The organism is Aeribacillus sp. FSL K6-2833 (assembly GCF_037965815.1).
GTDB classification, from domain to species: domain Bacteria; phylum Bacillota; class Bacilli; order Bacillales; family Aeribacillaceae; genus Aeribacillus; species Aeribacillus composti.
Genome location: NZ_CP150189.1, coordinates 1,644,122 through 1,664,452 on the forward strand (window position 1 = coordinate 1,644,122; position 20,331 = coordinate 1,664,452).

The window sequence follows — 20,331 nt, forward strand, 5'->3', positions numbered from 1 at the left end:
ACAGCCGGTCTTGTCTTTTTAAAACGATGTTCCGCTGCAAGCATCTTGTATGAGCATCTGTTGGAAGGAGATGATTGCGATGCAAAAATTAATTGAAGAAATTACGAAAGAACAACTTCGCACAGATTTGCCTGAATTTAGACCTGGGGATACCGTCCGTGTTCACGTGAAGGTTGTTGAAGGCTCCCGTGAACGGATTCAGGTTTTTGAAGGAGTTGTGATTAAACGCCGCGGCGGCGGTATTAGCGAAACATTTACCGTTCGTAAAGTTTCTTACGGCGTAGGTGTTGAACGTACATTCCCGCTGCACACTCCAAGAATTGCGAAAATCGAAGTTGTTCGCCGAGGCAAAGTGCGTCGTGCAAAACTTTACTATTTGCGCAATCTACATGGTAAAGCAGCTCGCATTAAAGAAAGATAAACATTCGAACATAAAAAGGGCTTGTATTCAATACAGGCCCTTTTGTCATGTGAGCAGTCATTCACTTATGAATTCATTTAATATTTTTGGAAAAAATTATTTAACGAAAGCATAATCTGTTTAAAAATAGGTGGACATGTTCTTTTGTTAAGCCAATAATTGTATTAAAATAAATAAAAAACCATTTTAAAAACATAAAGGTGTGAAAGAAATGTCACGTAAAAAAAATGAATTTTTTGAGTGGATGAAAGCTCTAGGTGTCGCCGTCTTGTTGGCGGTCGTCATTCGGACGTTTTTCTTTGCTCCGATTGTCGTTGATGGAGTTTCCATGATGCCGACATTACAAGACCAGGACCGAATGATCGTGAATAAAATCGGAACGAAGCTTGGTGAAATAAAACGCTTTGACATTGTCGTCTTTCATGCAACGGAAGAGAAAGACTACATTAAGCGTGTCATCGGTTTGCCTGGCGATCATATAGAATATAAAGATGACACCCTCTACATTAACGGCAAGAAGTATGAAGAGCCATACTTGGAAAAATATAAACAAAACGGCGTGGATGGCCCTTTAACAGAACCATTTAAACTTGAAGACATTATTGGAAGATCAACTGTGCCTGAAGGCGAATTGTTTGTTATGGGTGATAATAGAAGATACAGCAAAGACTCGCGGCATATAGGGACCATTCCGATTGAATCAGTTATGGGGAAAACTAATTTTGTTTATTGGCCGCTTTCTGAATTTGGAGTTGTAAAGTAGGTGAAGTAGATGACGATTCAATGGTTTCCAGGGCATATGGCAAAAGCGAGACGGCAAGTTGTTGAAAAATTGAAACTGATAGATATTGTCTATGAACTTGTCGATGCCCGAATCCCTCAGTCATCGAGAAATCCGATGATTGATGACATTATTGCCAATAAAAAAAGAATTTTAATTTTAAATAAAAAGGATATGGCAGACGAAAGCATTACGAAAGAATGGATTCAGTACTACAAAGAACAGGGCATTGCATCAATAGCCATCGACTCGCAAACAGGATCAGGACTAAAACAAATCGTGCAGCTTTCAAAAGAACTGCTCGAAAAAGAACGTGAAAAAATGAAAGCAAAAGGGGTAAAACCAAGGGCGATCCGCGCATTAATTGTTGGAATTCCGAATGTCGGCAAATCAACGCTGATCAATCGCCTTGCAGGAAGAAACATTGCCAAAACCGGCGATCGTCCAGGCATAACGAAACAGCAAAGCTGGATCAAGACAGGAAAAGAATTGGAGCTGCTCGATACCCCAGGCATTCTTTGGCCGAAATTTGAAGATGAAGAAGTCGGGCTGAAGCTGGCTGCGACAGGCGCCATTAAGGATGAGATTTTAAATTTGCAGGATGTAGCAGCTTATGCGATGCGATACTTGATCAAGCATTATCCAGATCGTTTAATGGATCGCTATCAAATCGACAATCTATCAAATGAAAATGAAATCGTCGACTTATTTGATCATATTGGAAAAAAAAGAGGCTGTTTATCAGCTGGCGGCCTGATAGACTATGACAAGACGGCGGAAGTGTTCATAAGGGATGTTCGGACATTGAAGCTGGGGAAAATAAGTTTTGACCGGCCAAATGAATAAAGGCACGCATTCCGCGTGTCTATATTTTATTTTTAACAAAACTCGTTCACTTGAGAGAAGCGGTGCAATCGGCGCTTAACCGGTTAATCGGTTTTCCTTTCTTGACGGGTAAAGAGCTTTCGGGAAATAGTAAAAAAGTCTTGAAAGTCATTTGAGCATGTGAAAAATAGACGCTTAATCAAATTGCAGCCGAGGAAGCCGTTCATGTACAAACTATTCGAACGAAATTTACAAATGCAAATATTAAGGGAGAGGTTGAAGAAAGTTGAATTTAACGGCGAAGGAAATTGAAGAAAAGCTCAGTGCCATCCATGATATAAACGACCCTTTTTTTCTTGCCTGCCAAAAAGATGAGCGGAAAACCGTCCAAAAATTAGTAAAAAAATGGCTGAAGCAATATGAAAAAGAGCAGCAATTGAGACAGCAGTTTCAAAACATGTGCAAATACGAAAGAGAATTGAAAGAAAAGGGATTTCGAATGCTGGCAGGCATTGATGAAGTGGGAAGAGGGTGTCTTGCAGGTCCGGTCGTTGCTGCTTGCGTGATTTTGCCTGATGAATTTTATTTGCCGGGGCTGACGGACTCGAAAAAAATTTCGAAGCAAAAACGGGAAGAGTTTTTTCAATACATAATGGATCTGGCAGTAGATGTCGGGATTGGGTTTGTGTCGGCAAAAGAAATTGATGAACTAAACATTTACAATGCGACAAAAAAAGCAATGCTTTTAGCCATTGATCAATTAAAGCAGGGAAAGCCGGATCATTTATTGATTGATGCTCTTGAATTACCAATTAATATTCCGCAGCTTTCCATCATTAAGGGTGATGAAAAAAGCATTACGATTGCAGCAAGCTCCTGCGTCGCAAAAGTTGTGAGAGACAGGTACATGGAAGAGCTGGGAAAGCAATTTCCGGAATACGGCTTTGAACGTCATGTGGGCTACGGTACAAAGCAGCATTTGGAAGCGATCGAGAAGCACGGTGTGACGGAGCATCATCGGAAAAGCTTTGCTCCGGTACAAGATGCGTTAAACTTTTTTAACGGGTGATAAGAATGAATGAAATATCTGCTCTTCTTAGGAAGATAAGTCTTCAATCTCTTTTTGATCCCGCGGCCAAAACATTTCAAGATCAAGAGATTGTGAAAGGAAAAGTGTTGAAAATTTATCCTAATTCTCATGCATTGCTTGCAATTGGAAAAATGAAATTAACCGCTGCTGTTGAGGCGGATATTCAAGCAATGAAAACTTATTGGTTTCAGACTGAAGTAACGGAAAGCGGAATCAGACTGAAGCTTTTGTTTCCGGAAAAAGATGAAGGTCATACAGGCCGAGCTATTCTTGAACATTTCCGCCTGCCTGCTGACAATATGGCCTCGCAGCTTATTGATTTGCTGCTGGAAAATGAAATTCCTTTTTCCAAAAAAGACTTGGCTCTTGCCATCAACATTTTGCAGTCCTTTAAGGGAAAAGCTCCTCGTGAAAGTTTATTTCAGGCGCTTCTCATCGCTTTTGAAAAAAAACTGCCAATTGCGGAGCATGTCATCCGTCCTTTGCTGGCTGTTCAAGATGAGAAGAAGCTGTCTCAGCTCCTTTTTCAATTAGACGAAATGTTAAACAATAGCGGAAGAGCCGAGGACATGAAAGATCTAAACCGAAACCTGTTTCAGCTTACAAACCTTCGTTTTCTATATAAAGCCGAAGAAGTGAACCAAATATTGCGAGAAAGAAATGACACCTTTTCCAAGCAATTGTTGAATAAGCTTGAATTTTGGATGAAAGAAAATCCGCTAGCCATTAAGCAGCTTATACTGAATGAAAACAGTGAGCAAGCATTGCTTCAACCATTCACAAAAGACAAGGCGAACGGAAGTAGAATTGGACAAATGCTGAACGCGGAAGAAAAAAATACGCTGAAAGCGATGTTTCAGCAAAGCATCCACAACGTTTCCGCTCAAGAAGTGAAACAATTGTTAAAAACAGCGATAGCCAAAATCGGCTTATTTGAACATGCTGAAAGCAGTAGCGGTCAGAGTGAATGGCCATTAAAGACACTGCTTATAAAATATTTGCAAAATATGGAACATTCAAGTTTAAGAGGGGCGATGGAGCGCGCTTTAGATTACATAAACGGACAGCATTTTATGCGGGAACAAAAAGGACCTGTTGAACAATTTTTTATTCATGTCCCGATTCAGTTAGGAGAGCAATGGACGGATATTACAATCCAAATCAACGGAAAAAAAGACGAAACAGAAAAAATAAATCCTAATTTTTGCCGAATCATTTTTTCATTGTATTTAAAAGAAATAAAAGAAACAGTAGTGGACGTATTCATTCAAAATCGCGCTGTAAAAGTTACGATTTACAACGACATTCTTGAAGAAAGCGATATTGTTCAGCATTTGGGAAGCCTTCAGGAAAATTTAAAACAAATCAATTATGTTTTAACAGGAGTTTCTATCCAAAAAGGAAAAACGGATGAACAAACTCAAAAGGTCATTTCCGGACAATCTTACCAGAAGGTGGACATCAAAATATGAAAAAAGAAACAAAAGATTTAAAAGCTGTTGCCCTCAGCTATAACGATGAAAAGGACGCCGCGCCAAAAGTATCGGCAAAAGGTAAAGGGTATGTCGCTGAAAAAATCATTGAAAAAGCGAGAGAAAACAATGTTCCGATTCAAGAAGATCCCTCGCTTATTGAACTTTTGTCAGAAGTGGAAATAAATGAGCAAATTCCCGAGGAGCTTTATGAAGTGGTAGCTGAGCTTTTAAGCTTTATATACCGCTTAGACCAGCAAAGATGAAATAAACGACGTCTTTTTATAAAGAATGGTAGACAATGATGAAACATTTTTATACAATGAAAGCGCAGTCTAAAATTGCCTCGAAAAGGCTAAGATACATAAGTTAGGAGGATGGGATATGAATATCCATGAGTACCAGGGGAAAGAAATCCTCAGAAAATACGGCGTCACGGTACCGAACGGCAAAGTTGCGTTTTCCGTTGAGGAAGCGGTTGAAGCGGCAAAAGAGCTGGGTACTGACGTAGTGGTAGTCAAAGCGCAAATTCATGCTGGCGGCCGCGGGAAAGCTGGCGGAGTAAAAGTAGCGAAAAGTTTAGAAGAGGTTCGCGAGTATGCTAGTGAATTGTTAGGAAAAACGCTCGTTACACATCAAACAGGACCAGAAGGAAAAGAAGTCAAACGTCTTTTAATTGAAGAAGGCTGTGACATTAAAAAAGAATATTATGTTGGTTTTGTTGTTGATCGCGCAACCTCCCGCGTTGTTTTGATGGCGTCTGAAGAAGGCGGCACCGAAATTGAAGAAGTGGCAGCGAAAACACCGGAAAAAATCTTCAAAGAATATATTGATCCGGCAGTAGGACTTCAACCTTTCCAAGCTCGCCGAATCGCATTTAACATTAACATTCCGAAAGAATTAGTCGGACAAGCTGTTAAATTTATGTTGGGACTTTATCAAGTATTTGTCGAAAAGGATTGCTCTATTGCGGAAATTAACCCGCTTGTCGTTACAGGCGACGGAAAGGTTATGGCTTTGGATGCTAAACTAAACTTTGACTCCAATGCATTATACCGTCAAAAAGATGTGTTGGAATATCGTGATTTAGATGAGGAAAATCCGAAAGAAATTGAAGCTTCAAAATATGATTTAAGCTACATAGCTCTTGATGGCAATATCGGGTGCATGGTAAACGGAGCAGGTCTTGCCATGGCAACGATGGATATTATTAAATATTACGGCGGTGAGCCAGCAAACTTCCTAGATGTCGGCGGCGGCGCAACGGCAGAAAAGGTTACGGAAGCGTTTAAAATTATTTTGTCGGATGAAAACGTAAAAGGGATTTTCGTCAATATCTTTGGAGGCATTATGAAATGCGATGTCATCGCACAAGGTGTCGTTGAAGCGACAAAACAAGTTGGCTTGACGATCCCGCTAGTCGTTCGTCTTGAGGGAACGAATGTTGAGCTTGGTAAAAAAATACTAGAAGAGTCAGGCCTAAATATTACATCTGCAGAGTCTATGGCAGACGGGGCGCAAAAAATCGTTTCATTAGTGAAATAGGAAAGCGAGGGAGAAGAATGAGCGTATTTATTAATAAAGATACAAAAGTAATCGTTCAGGGGATTACTGGATCTACTGCGTTATTCCATACGAAACAAATGCTTGAATACGGAACGAAGATTGTCGGCGGGACATCCCCAGGCAAAGGCGGTCAGGAAGTCGAAGGAGTTCCGGTTTTCAACACGGTTGAAGAAGCGGTGAAACAAACCGGTGCCAATGCTTCCGTTATTTATGTCCCAGCTCCTTTTGCAGCGGATGCCATTATGGAAGCGGTTGATGCGGAGCTTGACCTAGTCATCTGTATTACAGAACATATCCCGGTTTTAGACATGGTCAAAGTAAAAAGATACATGGAAGGAAAGAAAACTCGATTAATCGGACCGAACTGCCCGGGAGTCATCACACCTGGCGAATGTAAAATCGGCATTATGCCTGGATATATCCACACTAAGGGACATGTCGGAGTCGTTTCCCGTTCAGGTACTTTGACATATGAAGCGGTTCATCAGCTTTCGCAAGCAGGCATTGGTCAGTCAACGGCTGTTGGAATTGGCGGGGACCCTGTAAACGGCACAAACTTCATTGATGTGCTAAAAGCATTTAACGAAGATCCGGAAACATATGCCGTCATTATGATTGGTGAAATCGGGGGTACAGCGGAAGAAGAAGCAGCTGAATGGATTAAAGCAAACATGACGAAACCAGTCGTAGGATTTATCGGCGGACAAACAGCACCTCCAGGAAAACGCATGGGACATGCGGGCGCAATTATTTCCGGAGGTAAAGGAACAGCAGCGGAAAAAATTAAGAAAATGAATGAATGTGGTATTAAAGTCGCAGATACTCCTTCCGTTATTGGTGAGACGTTAATCTCAGTTTTAAAAGAAAAAGGTTTATATGAAAAATGCAAAACTCATTAAAACAAAAGGAGTAGCCACAAGGCTATTCCTTCTTTATAGAATTGAGGTGAGGGCTATTAATCCTAGAAATTTATTAATAAAACTCGCTCATTGCAAAGGTGCGGCAAAGAGAAGAATCGTTCAGCTTTTTGAACAGGAAGGCATGTATGAAGAAGCTCTGCATCTAACGCCTCAAACATTAGCCACCCGTCTGTTTATTCCTCCTAAAAACTATTCAACGTTTATAGAAGATTACCAATCCATTTCAACGGAGAGCCTGCTAAACTATTATAAAAACAGGAATATCCACCTGATTACGATCATTGATTCCCATTATCCAACGTATTTAAAGCATATTTTTGATCCGCCTCCCGTTTTATTTTGCCAAGGGGATATTAGTCTATTAAAAAATATCCGAAATTTAAGCGTTGTCGGAACCCGTCATGCATCGAAATATGGCTGCGACCTTGTTCAATATTTTGTTACGCATTTGGCGAAGCAAAAATGGACGATAATCAGCGGGCTTGCCCTCGGTATTGATGCGAAAGCCCATTGGACGGCCATTGAGGAAAATTCGAAAACAATTGCCGTAATCGCTGGCGGATTTGATCATATTTATCCGAAAGAAAACATGGAGCTGGCTAAAATCATCCAAAAGGAGCATCTTCTCCTCTCTGAGCATCCTCCATATAAAAGACCGGAAAAATGGATGTTTCCAATGCGAAATAGAATTATTAGCGGATTAAGCTTAGGAACCTTTGTTGCTCAAGCTTCCAAACGAAGCGGTTCTCTCATCACTGCCCAGCATGCTTTGGAACAAGGGAGAATCGTTTTTTCACCCCCGGTGCCATTATTTGATCCATTATTTCAAGGGAATATACAATTGTTAAAGGAAGGGGCAGCGCTTGCCCTGTCACCTGATGAGATTATAGAAGAATTAAAGCCGATGTATGAAGAAGAATAATTTTTTTGCGTCTAAAGGCGGAAGATGATGAATACTGTTTGACAAAATGCATTGGAATATTTAATAATAGTGAAGATTATTTTAACAGTTGAATGATCAACAATCATTTTCATAAACTGATGCATAAAAAGAGAGAAAACCTCTTAAGGAGGAAAAATGAATGTCGGACTACTTAGTCATTGTGGAGTCGCCAGCAAAGGCGAAAACAATTGAAAAGTATTTAGGAAAAAAATATACCGTGAAGGCTTCAATGGGCCATGTTCGGGACTTGCCTAAAAGTCAAATGGGAGTTGACATAGAACACAATTTTCAACCAAAATACATCACGATAAGAGGGAAAGGGCCGGTTCTGAAAGAGCTCAAGAACGCTGCCAAAAAGGCGAAAAAAGTTTTTCTTGCAGCCGACCCGGACAGAGAGGGAGAGGCGATTGCGTGGCATTTAGCGCAAAGCTTAGATATTGATATCCAATCCGATTGCCGCGTTGTGTTTAATGAAATTACAAAAGATGCGATCAAAGATTCTTTTAAATCGCCAAGAGCTATTAACATGGATTTAGTTGATGCCCAGCAGGCAAGAAGGGTATTAGACAGGCTGGTCGGCTACAATATCAGCCCGATCCTTTGGAAAAAGGTAAAGAAGGGTTTAAGTGCCGGGAGAGTTCAATCTGTTGCTGTCCGTCTAATTATCGATCGTGAAAATGAAATTAAACATTTCAAGCCTGAGGAATATTGGACGATTAACGGAGACTTTCTTAAAGGAACGGAGTCGTTTGAAGCTGCTTTTTGGGGTGTTGAAGGCAAAAAAAAGGATTTGAAAACAGAAGAAGATGTAAAACAGGTGCTCCAAAAAGTTATTGGAAATGAGTTTACCGTAACGAAAGTAACAAAAAAAGAACGGAGAAGAAATCCTGCACCTCCATTTACAACTTCCTCTTTACAGCAGGAAGCTGCAAGGAAACTCAATTTCCGTGCGAAGAAAACGATGATGGTAGCACAACAGCTGTATGAAGGAATTGACCTCGGCAAGGAAGGCACTGTCGGATTGATTACTTATATGCGTACCGATTCCACGCGAATTTCAGACACAGCGAAATCGGAGGCAATCAGTTATATTGAAAAGATGTTTGGCAGTGAATATGCGCAAGCAAAAACGAGAGGAAGTCAGAAATCAGGCAATGTTCAGGATGCACACGAAGCGATACGGCCGACCAGCGCTTTTCGAAATCCGGATGGAATAAAAGACTTTTTAACAAAAGACCAATATAAATTATACAAACTGATTTGGGAACGATTTATCGCGAGCCAAATGTCGCCGGCTGTCATGGATACGATGAGCGTTGATTTGGAGAACAATGGTGTTATGTTCCGTGCAAACGGTTCAAAAATCAAATTCCATGGTTTTATGAAAGTATATGTAGAAGGGACGGACGATCAAGAAGAAGATAAAAGCAATCGTCTTTTGCCTGATCTTCAGGAAGGGGATAAAATCTTTTCAAAAGATTTAAAACCGGAGCAGCACTTTACACAGCCGCCTCCAAGGTATACGGAAGCGAGGCTTGTCAAAACGCTGGAGGAATTAGGCATAGGACGTCCTTCTACATATGCACCGACGCTCGATACCATTCAAAGAAGAGGGTATGTTGCGCTTGAAAACAAACGATTTGTCCCAACAGAACTTGGCCAAATTGTCCACGAGCTGATGATGGAATTTTTCCCTGAAATTTTGGATGTGGAATTTACTGCGAAAATGGAGCATGATTTAGATGATATAGAAGAAGGAAAAGTAAATTGGGTAAAAATTATTGATGAATTTTATCATGATTTTTCAAAGAATGTTAAAAAAGCCGAAAATGAAATGGAAAAGGTAGAAATAAAAGATGAATATGCCGGTGTAAAGTGTGAAAAATGCGGAAGCGAAATGGTTTACAAAATGGGAAGGTACGGAAAATTTTTGGCTTGCTCCAATTTTCCAGACTGCCGCAATACAAAACCAATTTTAAAAGAAATCGGTTTGAAATGTCCGAAATGCCATGAGGGAAATATTGTGGAGAGAAAGTCGAAGAGACGCCGCGTATTTTATGGATGTGACCGTTACCCAGAGTGCGATTTTATTTCTTGGGAAAAGCCGGTTGAAAGAAAATGCCCGAAATGTGGAGAAATTTTGGTAGAAAAACGTTTGAAAAAAGGTGTTCAAGTGCAATGTTCTTCTTGTGACTATAAAGAAGAACCGCAGCGTTAACAAATATCTTCTCTTTGGTGAGCAATGTAAGGCTCACCTTCTTCATGGAGATATTTCGGCAGCTTTTTCACGAAAACACAACAAGAAGAGAGCTTTTAAAAAGACGGAGGAGTGCTAAAATGAACAATCAAGTTGTCAACGTTATCGGTGCTGGGCTAGCTGGAAGCGAAGCGGCATGGCAAATTGCCAAAAGAGGAATTCAAGTTCGCTTGTACGAAATGCGTCCAAAAAAGCAAACTCCAGCCCATCATACGGATAAATTTGCTGAACTGGTCTGCTCTAATTCGTTGAGAGCCAATTCTTTGACAAATGCAGTCGGAGTATTGAAAGAAGAAATGAGAATGTGTGACTCCGTAATTATTTCGGCTGCTGATCAATGTTCCGTTCCGGCTGGGGGTGCACTTGCCGTTGATCGCCACGAATTTGCGGATATCGTCACTAAACGGGTGAAAGAACATCCCAATATTACCGTCTTTCACGAAGAAGTGACGGACATTCCAGAAGGGCCGACGGTAATAGCGACAGGACCTTTAACTTCAGAAGCATTATCGGAAGCATTAAAAAAGCTTACTGGCGAGGAATATTTATATTTTTACGACGCAGCCGCACCGATAATTGAAAAAGACAGCATTGATATGGAAAAAGTATATTTGAAATCAAGATACGACAAAGGGGAGGCTGCATATTTAAACTGTCCGATGACAGAGGAAGAGTTCGAGCGCTTTTATGAGGCATTAATCAGCGCGGAAACTGTTCCTCTAAAAGAATTTGAGAAAGAAATCTTTTTTGAAGGATGCATGCCGATTGAAGTCATGGCAAAGAGAGGAAAGAAAACGCTTCTTTTCGGACCGATGAAGCCTGTCGGCTTGGAGCATCCCGAAACAGGAAAGCGTCCTTTTGCCGTCGTCCAGCTGCGGCAGGATAATGCGGCAGGGACTTTGTATAATATCGTCGGCTTCCAAACTCATCTAAAATGGGGTCCGCAAAAGGAAATCATTCAGATGATTCCGGGGCTTGAAAAGGCGGAAATTGTCAGATATGGAGTGATGCATCGAAATACGTTTATCAATTCCCCGAAACTGCTTAGACCAACTTATCAATATAAAGGGCGCGAGGATTTGTTTTTCGCCGGACAAATGACTGGCGTAGAAGGCTATGTTGAGTCAGCTGCTTCCGGATTAATAGCAGGCATTAATGCGGCATGCCTCGTTTTGGGAAAGGAATTGATTGAATTTCCTGATGAAACAGCAATGGGAAGCATGGCAAAGTATATTACAACGGCAGATCCGAATAATTTTCAGCCGATGAATGCGAATTTTGGTCTTTTTAAACCGCTTGACACCCACATTAAAGTGAAAAAAGAAAGAAATGAACAATTGGCAAAAAGAGCACTTCAAACTATTCAAAAAATTTCGAAAAAATTATAAAATGGATTGAAAGGGCTACTGCAAATGTGATACGATTTAGTAGCCCTTTGTGAGGTGCTAAGAGTGGAAAATGTTAAGAATTATTTAAATTTATTCATTGAATATTTACAAATTGAAAAAAATTATTCACAATATACAATTGTGAATTATCTGCATGACTTGAATGATTTTTTTTCTTTTATGGAAAAAGAAGGGTTAGAAAGGCTGGATGACGTTCAATATTCAGATATACGTATTTTTTTGACGGATTTAAGCAAAAAGTATTCCAAAACATCCATTTCCCGTAAAATTTCAAGCATTAGAACTTTTTATCATTTTCTTTTGCGGGAAAAATATGTAACGGACAATCCTTTTTCTTTAGTGTCACTTCCGAAGCAAAAAAAAGCGATCCCTAGATTTTTATTTGATGAGGAGCTGGAAATGCTGTTTTCCATTTCCGACCTGAATGATCCGCTCGGGCAGCGGAATCAATTGATTTTGGAATTTTTATATGGAACAGGAATCCGTGTAAGCGAATTATGCCAAATTCGCCTTGAAGACCTGGATTTTTCCATTGAGACCATTTTAGTAAATGGAAAAGGAAACAAACAGCGCTATGTGCCTTTCGGAAGCTATGCACGTCAGGCAGCGGAACGATATATCCATGATGGCAGAAGCAAGCTGATGAAAAATCAGTCCGGACAGGATCATCGCTTTTTGTTTGTAAACCATCGGGGAAAGCCTTTAACAGCAAGGGGAGTTCGGTATATCTTAAAACAGCTGATAGATGCTTCAGCAAAAAATCTGCATCTTCATCCGCATATGTTTAGGCATACTTTTGCGACTCACCTCTTAAATGCTGGAGCTGACTTAAGAAGTGTTCAAGAACTTTTGGGCCATGTTCATTTATCATCAACGCAAATTTATACCCATGTGTCAAAAGACCATTTGAAAAATGTTTATATGGCCTACCATCCACGGGCAAAAGATTCTTAAAGGGAGGCTTGCAATTGTCAACATTTCATGCGACAACGATTTTTGCCATTCGCCATAAAGGACAATGCGCGATGGCAGGTGATGGACAAGTAACACTTGGCAATCAAGTTGTGATGAAGCATACAGCACGAAAGGTCCGAAAAATTTATAATGGAAAAGTGCTTGCTGGATTTGCGGGATCTGTTGCTGATGCGTTTACGCTGTTTGAAAAGTTTGAAGGCAGCCTGGAAGAGTATAACGGCAATTTGGCAAGAGCGGCTGTGGAAATGGCAAAAGAGTGGCGAAGCGACAAAGTATTAAGACAATTAGAAGCAATGTTAATTGTGATGGATGCCCAAAAGCTTCTGCTCCTTTCTGGAACGGGTGAAGTAATCGAACCGGATGATGGCATTTTAGCTATCGGCTCAGGGGGAAATTATGCCCTTGCTGCAGGACGTGCATTGAAACAATATGCCGGTGAACAAATGTCTGCCAAAGAAATCGCTAAATCCGCTCTAGAAATAGCAGCAAATATTTGCGTTTTTACGAACAATAACATTATCGTTGAGGAACTTTAGAAAGGAGGGAGGCGAATGAAAAAAATGCAATTATCTCCGAAACAAATTGTTGAACGATTAGACCAATACATAGTCGGTCAGGAAGAAGCGAAAAAAGCGGTTGCTGTTGCGTTAAGAAATCGATACCGGAGAAGCTTATTGGATGAAAAAATTCGCGATGAAGTGGTTCCGAAAAACATTTTAATGATTGGTCCGACTGGGGTTGGAAAAACTGAAATTGCTAGGAGAATTGCAAAGCTCGTCGGCGCGCCCTTTGTAAAGGTGGAGGCAACAAAATTTACAGAAGTAGGGTATGTCGGGCGAGATGTGGAATCGATGGTCCGCGATTTAGTGGAAACTTCCGTCCGGCTTGTGAAGGAAGAAAAAATGCAGGAAGTAAGAGCACAAGCGGAAGAAAACGCCAATCGCAGGCTGATCGAGCTCCTCGTTCCGAGTAAGAAAAAACAGGCTGCTTACAAAAATCCTTTAGAAATGCTTTTCGGAGGAAATCAACAAACAAATTCGTTCGAAACGCAGGGAGAAAATGAACAGGATCTAAAGGAGAAGCGGAGAGAAATCGCCCGCAAATTAGCAGCAGGCGAACTAGAAGACCATTTTGTTACGGTTGAAATTGAGGAACAGCAGCCCTCTATGTTCGATCTCCTGCAAGGGACAGGGATGGAGCAGATGGGCTTTAATATGCAGGATGCTTTGAACAGTCTTCTTCCAAAAAGGAAGAAAAAAAGAAAGCTTACTGTGAAAAACGCCCGAAAGGTTTTGACGAATGAAGAAGCAGCAAAACTGATTGATATGGACGAAGTGACACAGCTTGCCATTGAACGCGCGGAACAATCAGGCATCATTTTTATCGATGAAATCGACAAAATTGCCAAAAACGGCCACAACAGTTCTGGTGCTGATGTTTCCCGCGAAGGTGTGCAAAGAGATATACTTCCAATCGTGGAAGGATCTGCAGTTGTAACAAAATATGGCACCGTAAAAACCGACCATATACTCTTTATTGCAGCTGGCGCTTTTCACATGGCGAAGCCATCGGATTTAATCCCTGAATTGCAAGGACGTTTTCCGATTCGCGTGGAATTGAAAAAGCTAACGGCAGATGATTTTGTCCGAATTTTAATTGAACCGGATAATGCTTTATTAAAACAATATGAAGCATTATTGGAGACGGAAGGTATAAAATTAGAATTTTCTGACGAAGCTATTCGTAAAATTGCTGAAATTGCTTACCAAGTGAACCAAGATACAGATAATATTGGGGCAAGAAGGCTTCATACCATTTTAGAAAAACTGCTGGAAGACTTGTTGTTTGAAGCGCCGGATATAAATTTAGAAAAGGTTGTGATTACACCGAACTATGTGGAAGAAAAATTAAATAAAATTGTTCAAAACAAAGATTTAAGTCAATTTATTTTATAAAAAGATGAAATTTTTTAGGAGGATTTGAGATCATGGAGTTATTAGAAAAAACAAGAAAAATTAATGCGATGCTGCAAAAGGCGGCAGGAAAACCTGTTAATTTTAAAGAAATGGCGGAAACATTAAGTGAAGTCATTGAGGCAAATATTTTTGTGCTCAGCCGCCGAGGAAAAGTATTAGGCTTCGGCTTGAACAAGCAAATAGATAATGACCGCATGAAAAAAATGCTGGAGGAAAGAAAATTTCCTGAAGAGTATACGAAAAGTTTATTTAATATTACCGAAACGTCACCAAATTTAGATGTATATAGCGAATATACTGCATTTCCTGTTGAGAACCGCGAGCTCTTTAAAAACGGATATACGACCATTGTTCCGATCATCGGAGGAGGAGACCGCTTAGGAACCCTTATATTATCTAGACTGGGAACTCAATTTAATGATGATGACCTAATATTGGCTGAATACGGGGCAACTGTTGTTGGAATGGAGATTTTAAGAGAAAAAGCCGAGGAAATTGAAGAGGAAGCGAGAAGCAAAGCGGTTGTCCAAATGGCAATCAGCTCTTTATCATACAGCGAACTCGAAGCGATCGAACACATTTTTGAAGAATTAAGCGGCACAGAGGGATTGCTAGTTGCAAGCAAAATTGCTGACCGCGTCGGCATTACCAGATCTGTGATCGTCAATGCGCTTCGCAAATTAGAAAGCGCTGGAGTCATTGAATCTCGTTCTCTTGGTATGAAAGGCACATATATTAAAGTGTTAAACAACAAATTTTTAGTTGAACTAGAAAAATTAAAAAACCATTAAAAGAAAGCTGCTCTAAAGGTTTGTTTATCAAACCTTTTGAAGCAGCTTTTTATAAATGTTTTCTACAAATTTCTTATTGAAAATCGGCTGATTTGTCTAATTTCAATAAGTTCTAACCTCCTACTCATCCCTCTGAAAAAGCTGCAGAATCAAATTCCAATGTTAAAAAAGTGATAGTCATTTAGAACTAGAAAAAAAATAATCGCAATGTACGACGATTTTTTACAAATTATACATAGACTTTAAGCTGTTTCTTTTTTAAAATAATATTTATAAATTAGCAAAATTCGACATTTTTACTTCTTATTTCTTTTGCAATACAAGATCATCATACTTTTGGAGGGAGCAATGAAAATATTTTCTAATTCAATAGCCAATTTGGAGCAGGCAATTCGAATTTCTTCCTTAAACGGAAAAGTTATAGCCAATAATATTGCAAATGTGGACACTCCAGGGTATAAAGCGAAAACAGTTAATTTTAAAAACGTTTTGGATCAACAAATAAAACTGGATGCATATCGGACCAATCCGCGTCATCTTCCTTTTGTGGGCAGCGAAAGCACATCGATTGTGGAAACGAGGACAAACAGTGCTTATCAGCATAATGGGAATAATGTCGACATTGATCAAGAAATGGCAAAGCTTGCGGAAAATCAAATTTTCTACAATGCATTGATTGACAGATTGAATGGCAAATTTAATTCATTAAAAACAGTAATAAAAGGTGGTCGTACATAATGGGGATTTTTCAGTCTTTAAACATTTCCGCATCAGCTTTAACAGCTCAGCGGCTGAGAATGGATGTCATTTCATCGAATATGGCAAACATGGAGACGACTAGAGCTGAATATGTGGACGGGCAATGGCAGCCTTACCGCCGGAAAATGGTTGTAACAGCAGAGGATACAAAACCTTTCTCAGCTTTTCTGAATCAAGAGCTGAACGGCGTTGGAAACGGCGTGAGAGTTCAAGCCATTGTTGAGGACGAGACGCCTTTTAAAATCGTTTATGATCCCGACCATCCTGATGCAGACGAAAATGGCTATGTTTCTTTGCCAAATGTAGATCCTTTAAAAGAAATGGTCGACTTGATCAGCAGCACGCGCTCATATGAAGCAAATGTTACAAGCTTTAATGCATCGAAAAACATGCTGCTGAAAGCATTGGAAATAGGGAAATAGAATAGGAGTGATGTAAATGATTGAGCAAATTTCTTTTCCGACTCAATCGATCCAGCTCGAAAACCGAGCACAAAGTGCGGAAAATTCTGGGAAATCATCCTTTTCAGATATGTTGAAAAAATCGCTGGAAGCTGTCAATGAAGCTCAATTAAATTCCGATCGGCTGACAAATGCTCTTGCAGCAGGACAAAATGTAGAGCTTCATGATGTCATGATCGCAGCACAAAAAGCGAGCATTTTACTTGAAGCAACTGTTGAATTCAGGAATAAAGTCATTGAAGCTTATCAAGAAGTGATGAGAATGCAAATATAATTAGTCTATTTAGAAATGGAATGTCATTATCGGGGGATCAGAAAGAATGAATCAAAAACTACTGCAAATAAAGGATACAATTTTGTCATTTTGGAGGCAAAGGACAAAATGGCAAAAAGCCCTCATCATCGGAGGCGCATCGCTCATCATCATTGCCATTATCGTTTCGTCAATAGTTTTGTCAAAACCGAAAATGATACCGCTATATACGAATTTATCATTGGAAGAAGCTGGCCGAATCAAAGAAACCCTCGATAACAAAGGGATTCAATCGGAAATAGCCGATAACGGAACAACTATTAAAGTGCCGGAAAGCGAAGCAAATGCACTGAAAGTGGAGCTTGCTGCTGAAGGTATTCCTGAAAGCGGAAATATCGATTATTCGTATTTTGGACAAAATATCGGTTTTGGCATGACAGATAATGAATTTGATGTATTAAAATTAAAAGCTACACAAACAGAACTGGCCAATTTAATTAAAGAAATCGAAGGCGTAAAAAACGCTAAAGTGATGGTCAATTTACCTAAAGAAACGGTATTCGTCGGCGAGGACGCAGGAGAAGCATCAGCTTCCATTGTTTTAAATTTGGAGCCGGGTTACAAGCTTGACCAATCGCAAGTGAATGCACTCTATCACCTTGTTTCCAAGAGCGTGCCGAATTTACCTGTTGAAAACATTGTTATAATGGACCAAAATTTTGATTATTATGATTTGAAACAAGAGGATACACCTGGCACTAATTTTGCTTCCCAGCTTGAAATCAAATCGGAAATTGAAAAAAATATTCAACGGCAAGTGCAAAGAATGCTGGGTACGATGATGGGCCAAGACAAAGTGGTTGTCAACGTATCAGCTGATATTGATTTTACCCAGGAAAAGCGGGAAGAAAACTTAGTCGAGCCAGTTGATGAGGAGAACAATGAAGGAATTGCCATCAGTGCAGAACGGATTACGGAAACATACACAGGTACTGGGGCGCAAGCTGCCGGCGTTGCTGGAACAGGTCAAACAGATGTCCCGAATACATATCAACAGGCTGCCGGTGTAAACGGAGAAGGAGAATATGAAAAAATTGAAGACCGAATTAATTATGAGGTAAACCGGATCAAACGGGAAATTGTTGAAAGTCCATATAAAATTAGAGATCTGGGCATTCAAGTCATGGTTGAGCCCCCGAATCCGGAAAATCCAAATTCGTTGCCGCAGCAGAGTGTAGATGATATTGAACAAATTTTATCAACAATTGTTCGGACAAGCATCAATGAAGATCCGGAGGCCGAGCCGTTAACGGATCAAGACATTGAGGATAAAATCGTAGTTTCTGTTCAGCCGTTTTCAGGCAAAATAAATGCGGATGATTTGGAGGAGCCATCATCATTCCCAATTTGGGGCTATGTGTTAATTGGAGCAGGCATTCTGCTTCTTGGCTTGTTATTCCTATGGTGGTGGAAAAGACGGAGAGACGAAGAAGATGAGTATGAAGATGATGAATTTGACGAAATAGAAGAAGTGGTGCCGCAGCCTGTGCAAGAAGAAGAATCTGTCGAGCAAACGAAAGCAAATGAGCAGCGTAGGAAGCTTGAGGAGCTTGCCAAAGAGAAGCCTGACGAATTCGCTAAACTATTGCGCACTTGGCTCTATGAAGACTAGGGGGAAATGACATATGAAAAAGTTAAACGGTAGGCAAAAGGCTGCTATTTTATTGATCTCCTTAGGTCCGGAAGCTTCTGCTTCCGTTTATAAACACCTCACGGAAGAAGAAATTGAAAAGCTTACATTAGAAATATCGAGTGTACGGAAAGTGGATTCGCAAAAAAAAGAAGAAGTGATCGAAGAGTTTCATCAAATCGCCCTTGCGCAAGATTATATTGCCCAAGGGGGGATCCAATATGCGAAAGAGGTGCTTGAGAAAGCATTAGGAGGGGAAAAGGCAAGTGAAATAATCAGAAGGCTGACATCTTCTCTTCAAGTACGGCCGTTTGATTTTGTTAGAAAAGCAGATCCGGCTCAAATTTTAAACTTTATACAAAACGAGCATCCGCAAACGATCGCTTTAGTTTTGTCCTATCTGGATGCCAAGCAGTCGGGACAAATTTTATCGAGCTTGCCTCAGGAAGTTCAAGCGGATATTGCAAGAAGAATCGCCATTATGGACCGCACATCCCCTGAAGTAATTAATGAAGTTGAACAAGTTTTAGAGAAGAAACTTTCTTCTACTGTAACGGAAGATTTCACAGAAACGGGTGGAATCGAAACAGTAGTGGAAGTGTTAAACGGTGTCGACCGCTCGACAGAACGAACGATACTGGAAGCACTAGAAGTGCAGGACCCCGAGCTTGCCGAAGAAATCAAAAAGCGGATGTTTGTATTTGAAGATATTGTTACCTTGGATAACCGCGCCATTCAGCGCGTCATTCGCGAAGTGGATAATAATGATCTCATGTTGGCGTTAAAGGTTGCGTCGGATGAAGTGAAAGAAATTGTCTTTAAAAATATGTCAACTAGAATGGCGGAAACATTCAAGGAGGAAATGAATTACATGGGTCCTGTTCGGCTTCGTGATGTAGAAGAAGCGCAATCAAGAATTGTTGAAGTGATAAGAAGATTAGAGGATGCTGGCGAAATTGTGATCGCTCGAGGACAAGGAGATGAAATCATTGTCTAGAGTCATAAAATCCGGCCATGCTTGGTCATTGCACAAGCCGCACAAATTGACGATCAGAACGATCCAAATTCAGGAAGAGTTCGCCGCTTCCGATCAAAAAGAGAACACACAGCGCTCACAGTTCCTTGAGGCAGCCCATTTGGAAGCAGAGAAAATTTTAGAAAAAGCTGAAGAAGAAAAAACGCGATTGCTTAAGGAGATCGAAAAAGAAAGGGAAGCTTGGCAGGAAGAAAAGGCGCGCCTAATAGAAGAAGCAAGAAAAGAAGGGTATCAAGACGGTTTTGAAAAAGGGAAAAAAGATGGACTTCAAGAGTATGAAAATGTGATTGAATCTGCCAGACAGGTAGTCCAGCTTTCCAAAAAAGATTATGAGAAAAAAATAGAAGCTTCCGAGGAAACCATTATTGAAATTGCTGTAAAAGTAGCGGAAAAAATTATTGCAGCCAACCTAAAGCGAGAGCCTGAACTGTTTACTGGATTGGTTCGCGAAGTGATTTGTGAAGTAAAGGAATATCCAGAAGTCAAAATATACGTTCACCCTGACAAATATGAATTTATGCTTGAACAAAAAGAAGAATTAATGGAACTATTTACAACCAAAACAGAGCTCTATATTTTTCCAGATGTAAATTTGCCCGAAAACGGAATTTGTGTGGAATCGCCATTTGGAAAAATTGATGCGAGCATTGATACACAGCTGGAGCAATTAAAAAGCAAGCTGTTAAATCTTGTCAGGGAGGATTGA

The 20,331-nt window shown here is 40.2% G+C and carries 21 protein-coding genes; all 21 read left to right on the forward strand.

All coding sequences use genetic code 11. The features are described from left to right. Positions 1-79 precede the first annotated feature (79 nt). The 21 genes from rplS (at position 80) to fliH (ending at position 20,331) form a co-directional block, all read left to right on the forward strand. Positions 80-421, forward strand: coding sequence for a 50S ribosomal protein L19 (gene rplS, locus NSQ94_RS08210; protein WP_063388424.1), 342 nt, complete (start codon positions 80-82; stop codon positions 419-421). Positions 422-632: 211 nt separating this feature from the next. Then, complete coding sequence (lepB, locus tag NSQ94_RS08215) at positions 633-1,184, forward strand: signal peptidase I (RefSeq protein ID WP_063388423.1); 552 nt, start codon at positions 633-635, stop codon at positions 1,182-1,184. Between the two features lie 9 nt (positions 1,185-1,193). Further along, a complete protein-coding gene (gene ylqF, locus NSQ94_RS08220) occupies positions 1,194-2,048 on the forward strand; it encodes a ribosome biogenesis GTPase YlqF (protein ID WP_063388422.1) in 855 nt (284 codons plus the stop codon). A gap of 286 nt (positions 2,049-2,334) precedes the next feature. Continuing rightward, positions 2,335-3,096: a ribonuclease HII gene (locus NSQ94_RS08225; protein WP_232515767.1), complete on the forward strand. Its 762-nt coding sequence runs from the start codon at positions 2,335-2,337 to the stop codon at positions 3,094-3,096. A gap of 5 nt (positions 3,097-3,101) precedes the next feature. Next, positions 3,102-4,589, forward strand: a complete 1,488-nt coding sequence (locus tag NSQ94_RS08230; RefSeq protein ID WP_327873758.1) for a hypothetical protein — start codon at positions 3,102-3,104, stop codon at positions 4,587-4,589. Next, positions 4,586-4,855: an EscU/YscU/HrcU family type III secretion system export apparatus switch protein gene (locus NSQ94_RS08235; RefSeq protein ID WP_063388419.1), complete on the forward strand. Its 270-nt coding sequence runs from the start codon at positions 4,586-4,588 to the stop codon at positions 4,853-4,855. The genes NSQ94_RS08230 and NSQ94_RS08235 overlap by 4 nt, the downstream gene beginning before the upstream one ends. A gap of 118 nt (positions 4,856-4,973) precedes the next feature. Then, positions 4,974-6,134, forward strand: a complete 1,161-nt coding sequence (sucC, locus tag NSQ94_RS08240) for an ADP-forming succinate--CoA ligase subunit beta (protein ID WP_063388418.1) — start codon at positions 4,974-4,976, stop codon at positions 6,132-6,134. Between the two features lie 17 nt (positions 6,135-6,151). Next, positions 6,152-7,054 carry a succinate--CoA ligase subunit alpha gene (sucD, locus tag NSQ94_RS08245; RefSeq protein ID WP_066246522.1) on the forward strand — a complete coding sequence of 301 codons (903 nt, stop codon included), beginning with the start codon at positions 6,152-6,154 and terminating at the stop codon, positions 7,052-7,054. After that, positions 7,032-7,997, forward strand: coding sequence for a DNA-processing protein DprA (dprA, locus tag NSQ94_RS08250; protein ID WP_339230543.1), 966 nt, complete (start codon positions 7,032-7,034; stop codon positions 7,995-7,997). The genes sucD and dprA overlap by 23 nt, the downstream gene beginning before the upstream one ends. Before the next feature lie 160 nt (positions 7,998-8,157). After that, on the forward strand, positions 8,158-10,236 hold the full coding sequence (topA, locus tag NSQ94_RS08255; protein WP_063388416.1) for a type I DNA topoisomerase: 2,079 nt from the start codon (positions 8,158-8,160) through the stop codon (positions 10,234-10,236). Positions 10,237-10,355: 119 nt separating this feature from the next. Next, the gene (gene trmFO / locus NSQ94_RS08260) at positions 10,356-11,663 is read left to right on the forward strand and encodes an FADH(2)-oxidizing methylenetetrahydrofolate--tRNA-(uracil(54)-C(5))-methyltransferase TrmFO (RefSeq protein WP_063388415.1); all 1,308 of its coding nucleotides are present in this window, start codon (positions 10,356-10,358) and stop codon (positions 11,661-11,663) included. A 63-nt stretch (positions 11,664-11,726) separates the two neighbouring features. After that, the gene (gene xerC / locus NSQ94_RS08265; protein ID WP_063388414.1) at positions 11,727-12,638 is read left to right on the forward strand and encodes a tyrosine recombinase XerC; all 912 of its coding nucleotides are present in this window, start codon (positions 11,727-11,729) and stop codon (positions 12,636-12,638) included. A 14-nt stretch (positions 12,639-12,652) separates the two neighbouring features. Beyond that, positions 12,653-13,195, forward strand: coding sequence for an ATP-dependent protease subunit HslV (gene hslV, locus NSQ94_RS08270; protein WP_082829323.1), 543 nt, complete (start codon positions 12,653-12,655; stop codon positions 13,193-13,195). Between the two features lie 15 nt (positions 13,196-13,210). Next, on the forward strand, positions 13,211-14,614 hold the full coding sequence (gene hslU, locus NSQ94_RS08275; protein WP_063388413.1) for an HslU--HslV peptidase ATPase subunit: 1,404 nt from the start codon (positions 13,211-13,213) through the stop codon (positions 14,612-14,614). A gap of 32 nt (positions 14,615-14,646) precedes the next feature. Continuing rightward, positions 14,647-15,426 carry a GTP-sensing pleiotropic transcriptional regulator CodY gene (codY, locus tag NSQ94_RS08280; protein WP_066246516.1) on the forward strand — a complete coding sequence of 260 codons (780 nt, stop codon included), beginning with the start codon at positions 14,647-14,649 and terminating at the stop codon, positions 15,424-15,426. A gap of 348 nt (positions 15,427-15,774) precedes the next feature. After that, positions 15,775-16,164, forward strand: a complete 390-nt coding sequence (flgB, locus tag NSQ94_RS08285) for a flagellar basal body rod protein FlgB (RefSeq protein WP_063386658.1) — start codon at positions 15,775-15,777, stop codon at positions 16,162-16,164. Beyond that, positions 16,164-16,607, forward strand: a complete 444-nt coding sequence (flgC, locus tag NSQ94_RS08290) for a flagellar basal body rod protein FlgC (RefSeq protein WP_066246514.1) — start codon at positions 16,164-16,166, stop codon at positions 16,605-16,607. The genes flgB and flgC overlap by 1 nt, the downstream gene beginning before the upstream one ends. 16 nt (positions 16,608-16,623) lie before the next feature. Further along, on the forward strand, positions 16,624-16,920 hold the full coding sequence (gene fliE / locus NSQ94_RS08295; RefSeq protein ID WP_066246512.1) for a flagellar hook-basal body complex protein FliE: 297 nt from the start codon (positions 16,624-16,626) through the stop codon (positions 16,918-16,920). 46 nt (positions 16,921-16,966) lie between these two features. Further along, on the forward strand, positions 16,967-18,571 hold the full coding sequence (gene fliF / locus NSQ94_RS08300; protein ID WP_063386661.1) for a flagellar basal-body MS-ring/collar protein FliF: 1,605 nt from the start codon (positions 16,967-16,969) through the stop codon (positions 18,569-18,571). 13 nt (positions 18,572-18,584) lie between these two features. Next, positions 18,585-19,586, forward strand: a complete 1,002-nt coding sequence (gene fliG / locus NSQ94_RS08305) for a flagellar motor switch protein FliG (RefSeq protein ID WP_063386662.1) — start codon at positions 18,585-18,587, stop codon at positions 19,584-19,586. After that, entirely contained in the window at positions 19,579-20,331 is a 753-nt protein-coding gene (fliH, locus tag NSQ94_RS08310) for a flagellar assembly protein FliH (protein WP_311066232.1), read from the forward strand. The genes fliG and fliH overlap by 8 nt, the downstream gene beginning before the upstream one ends.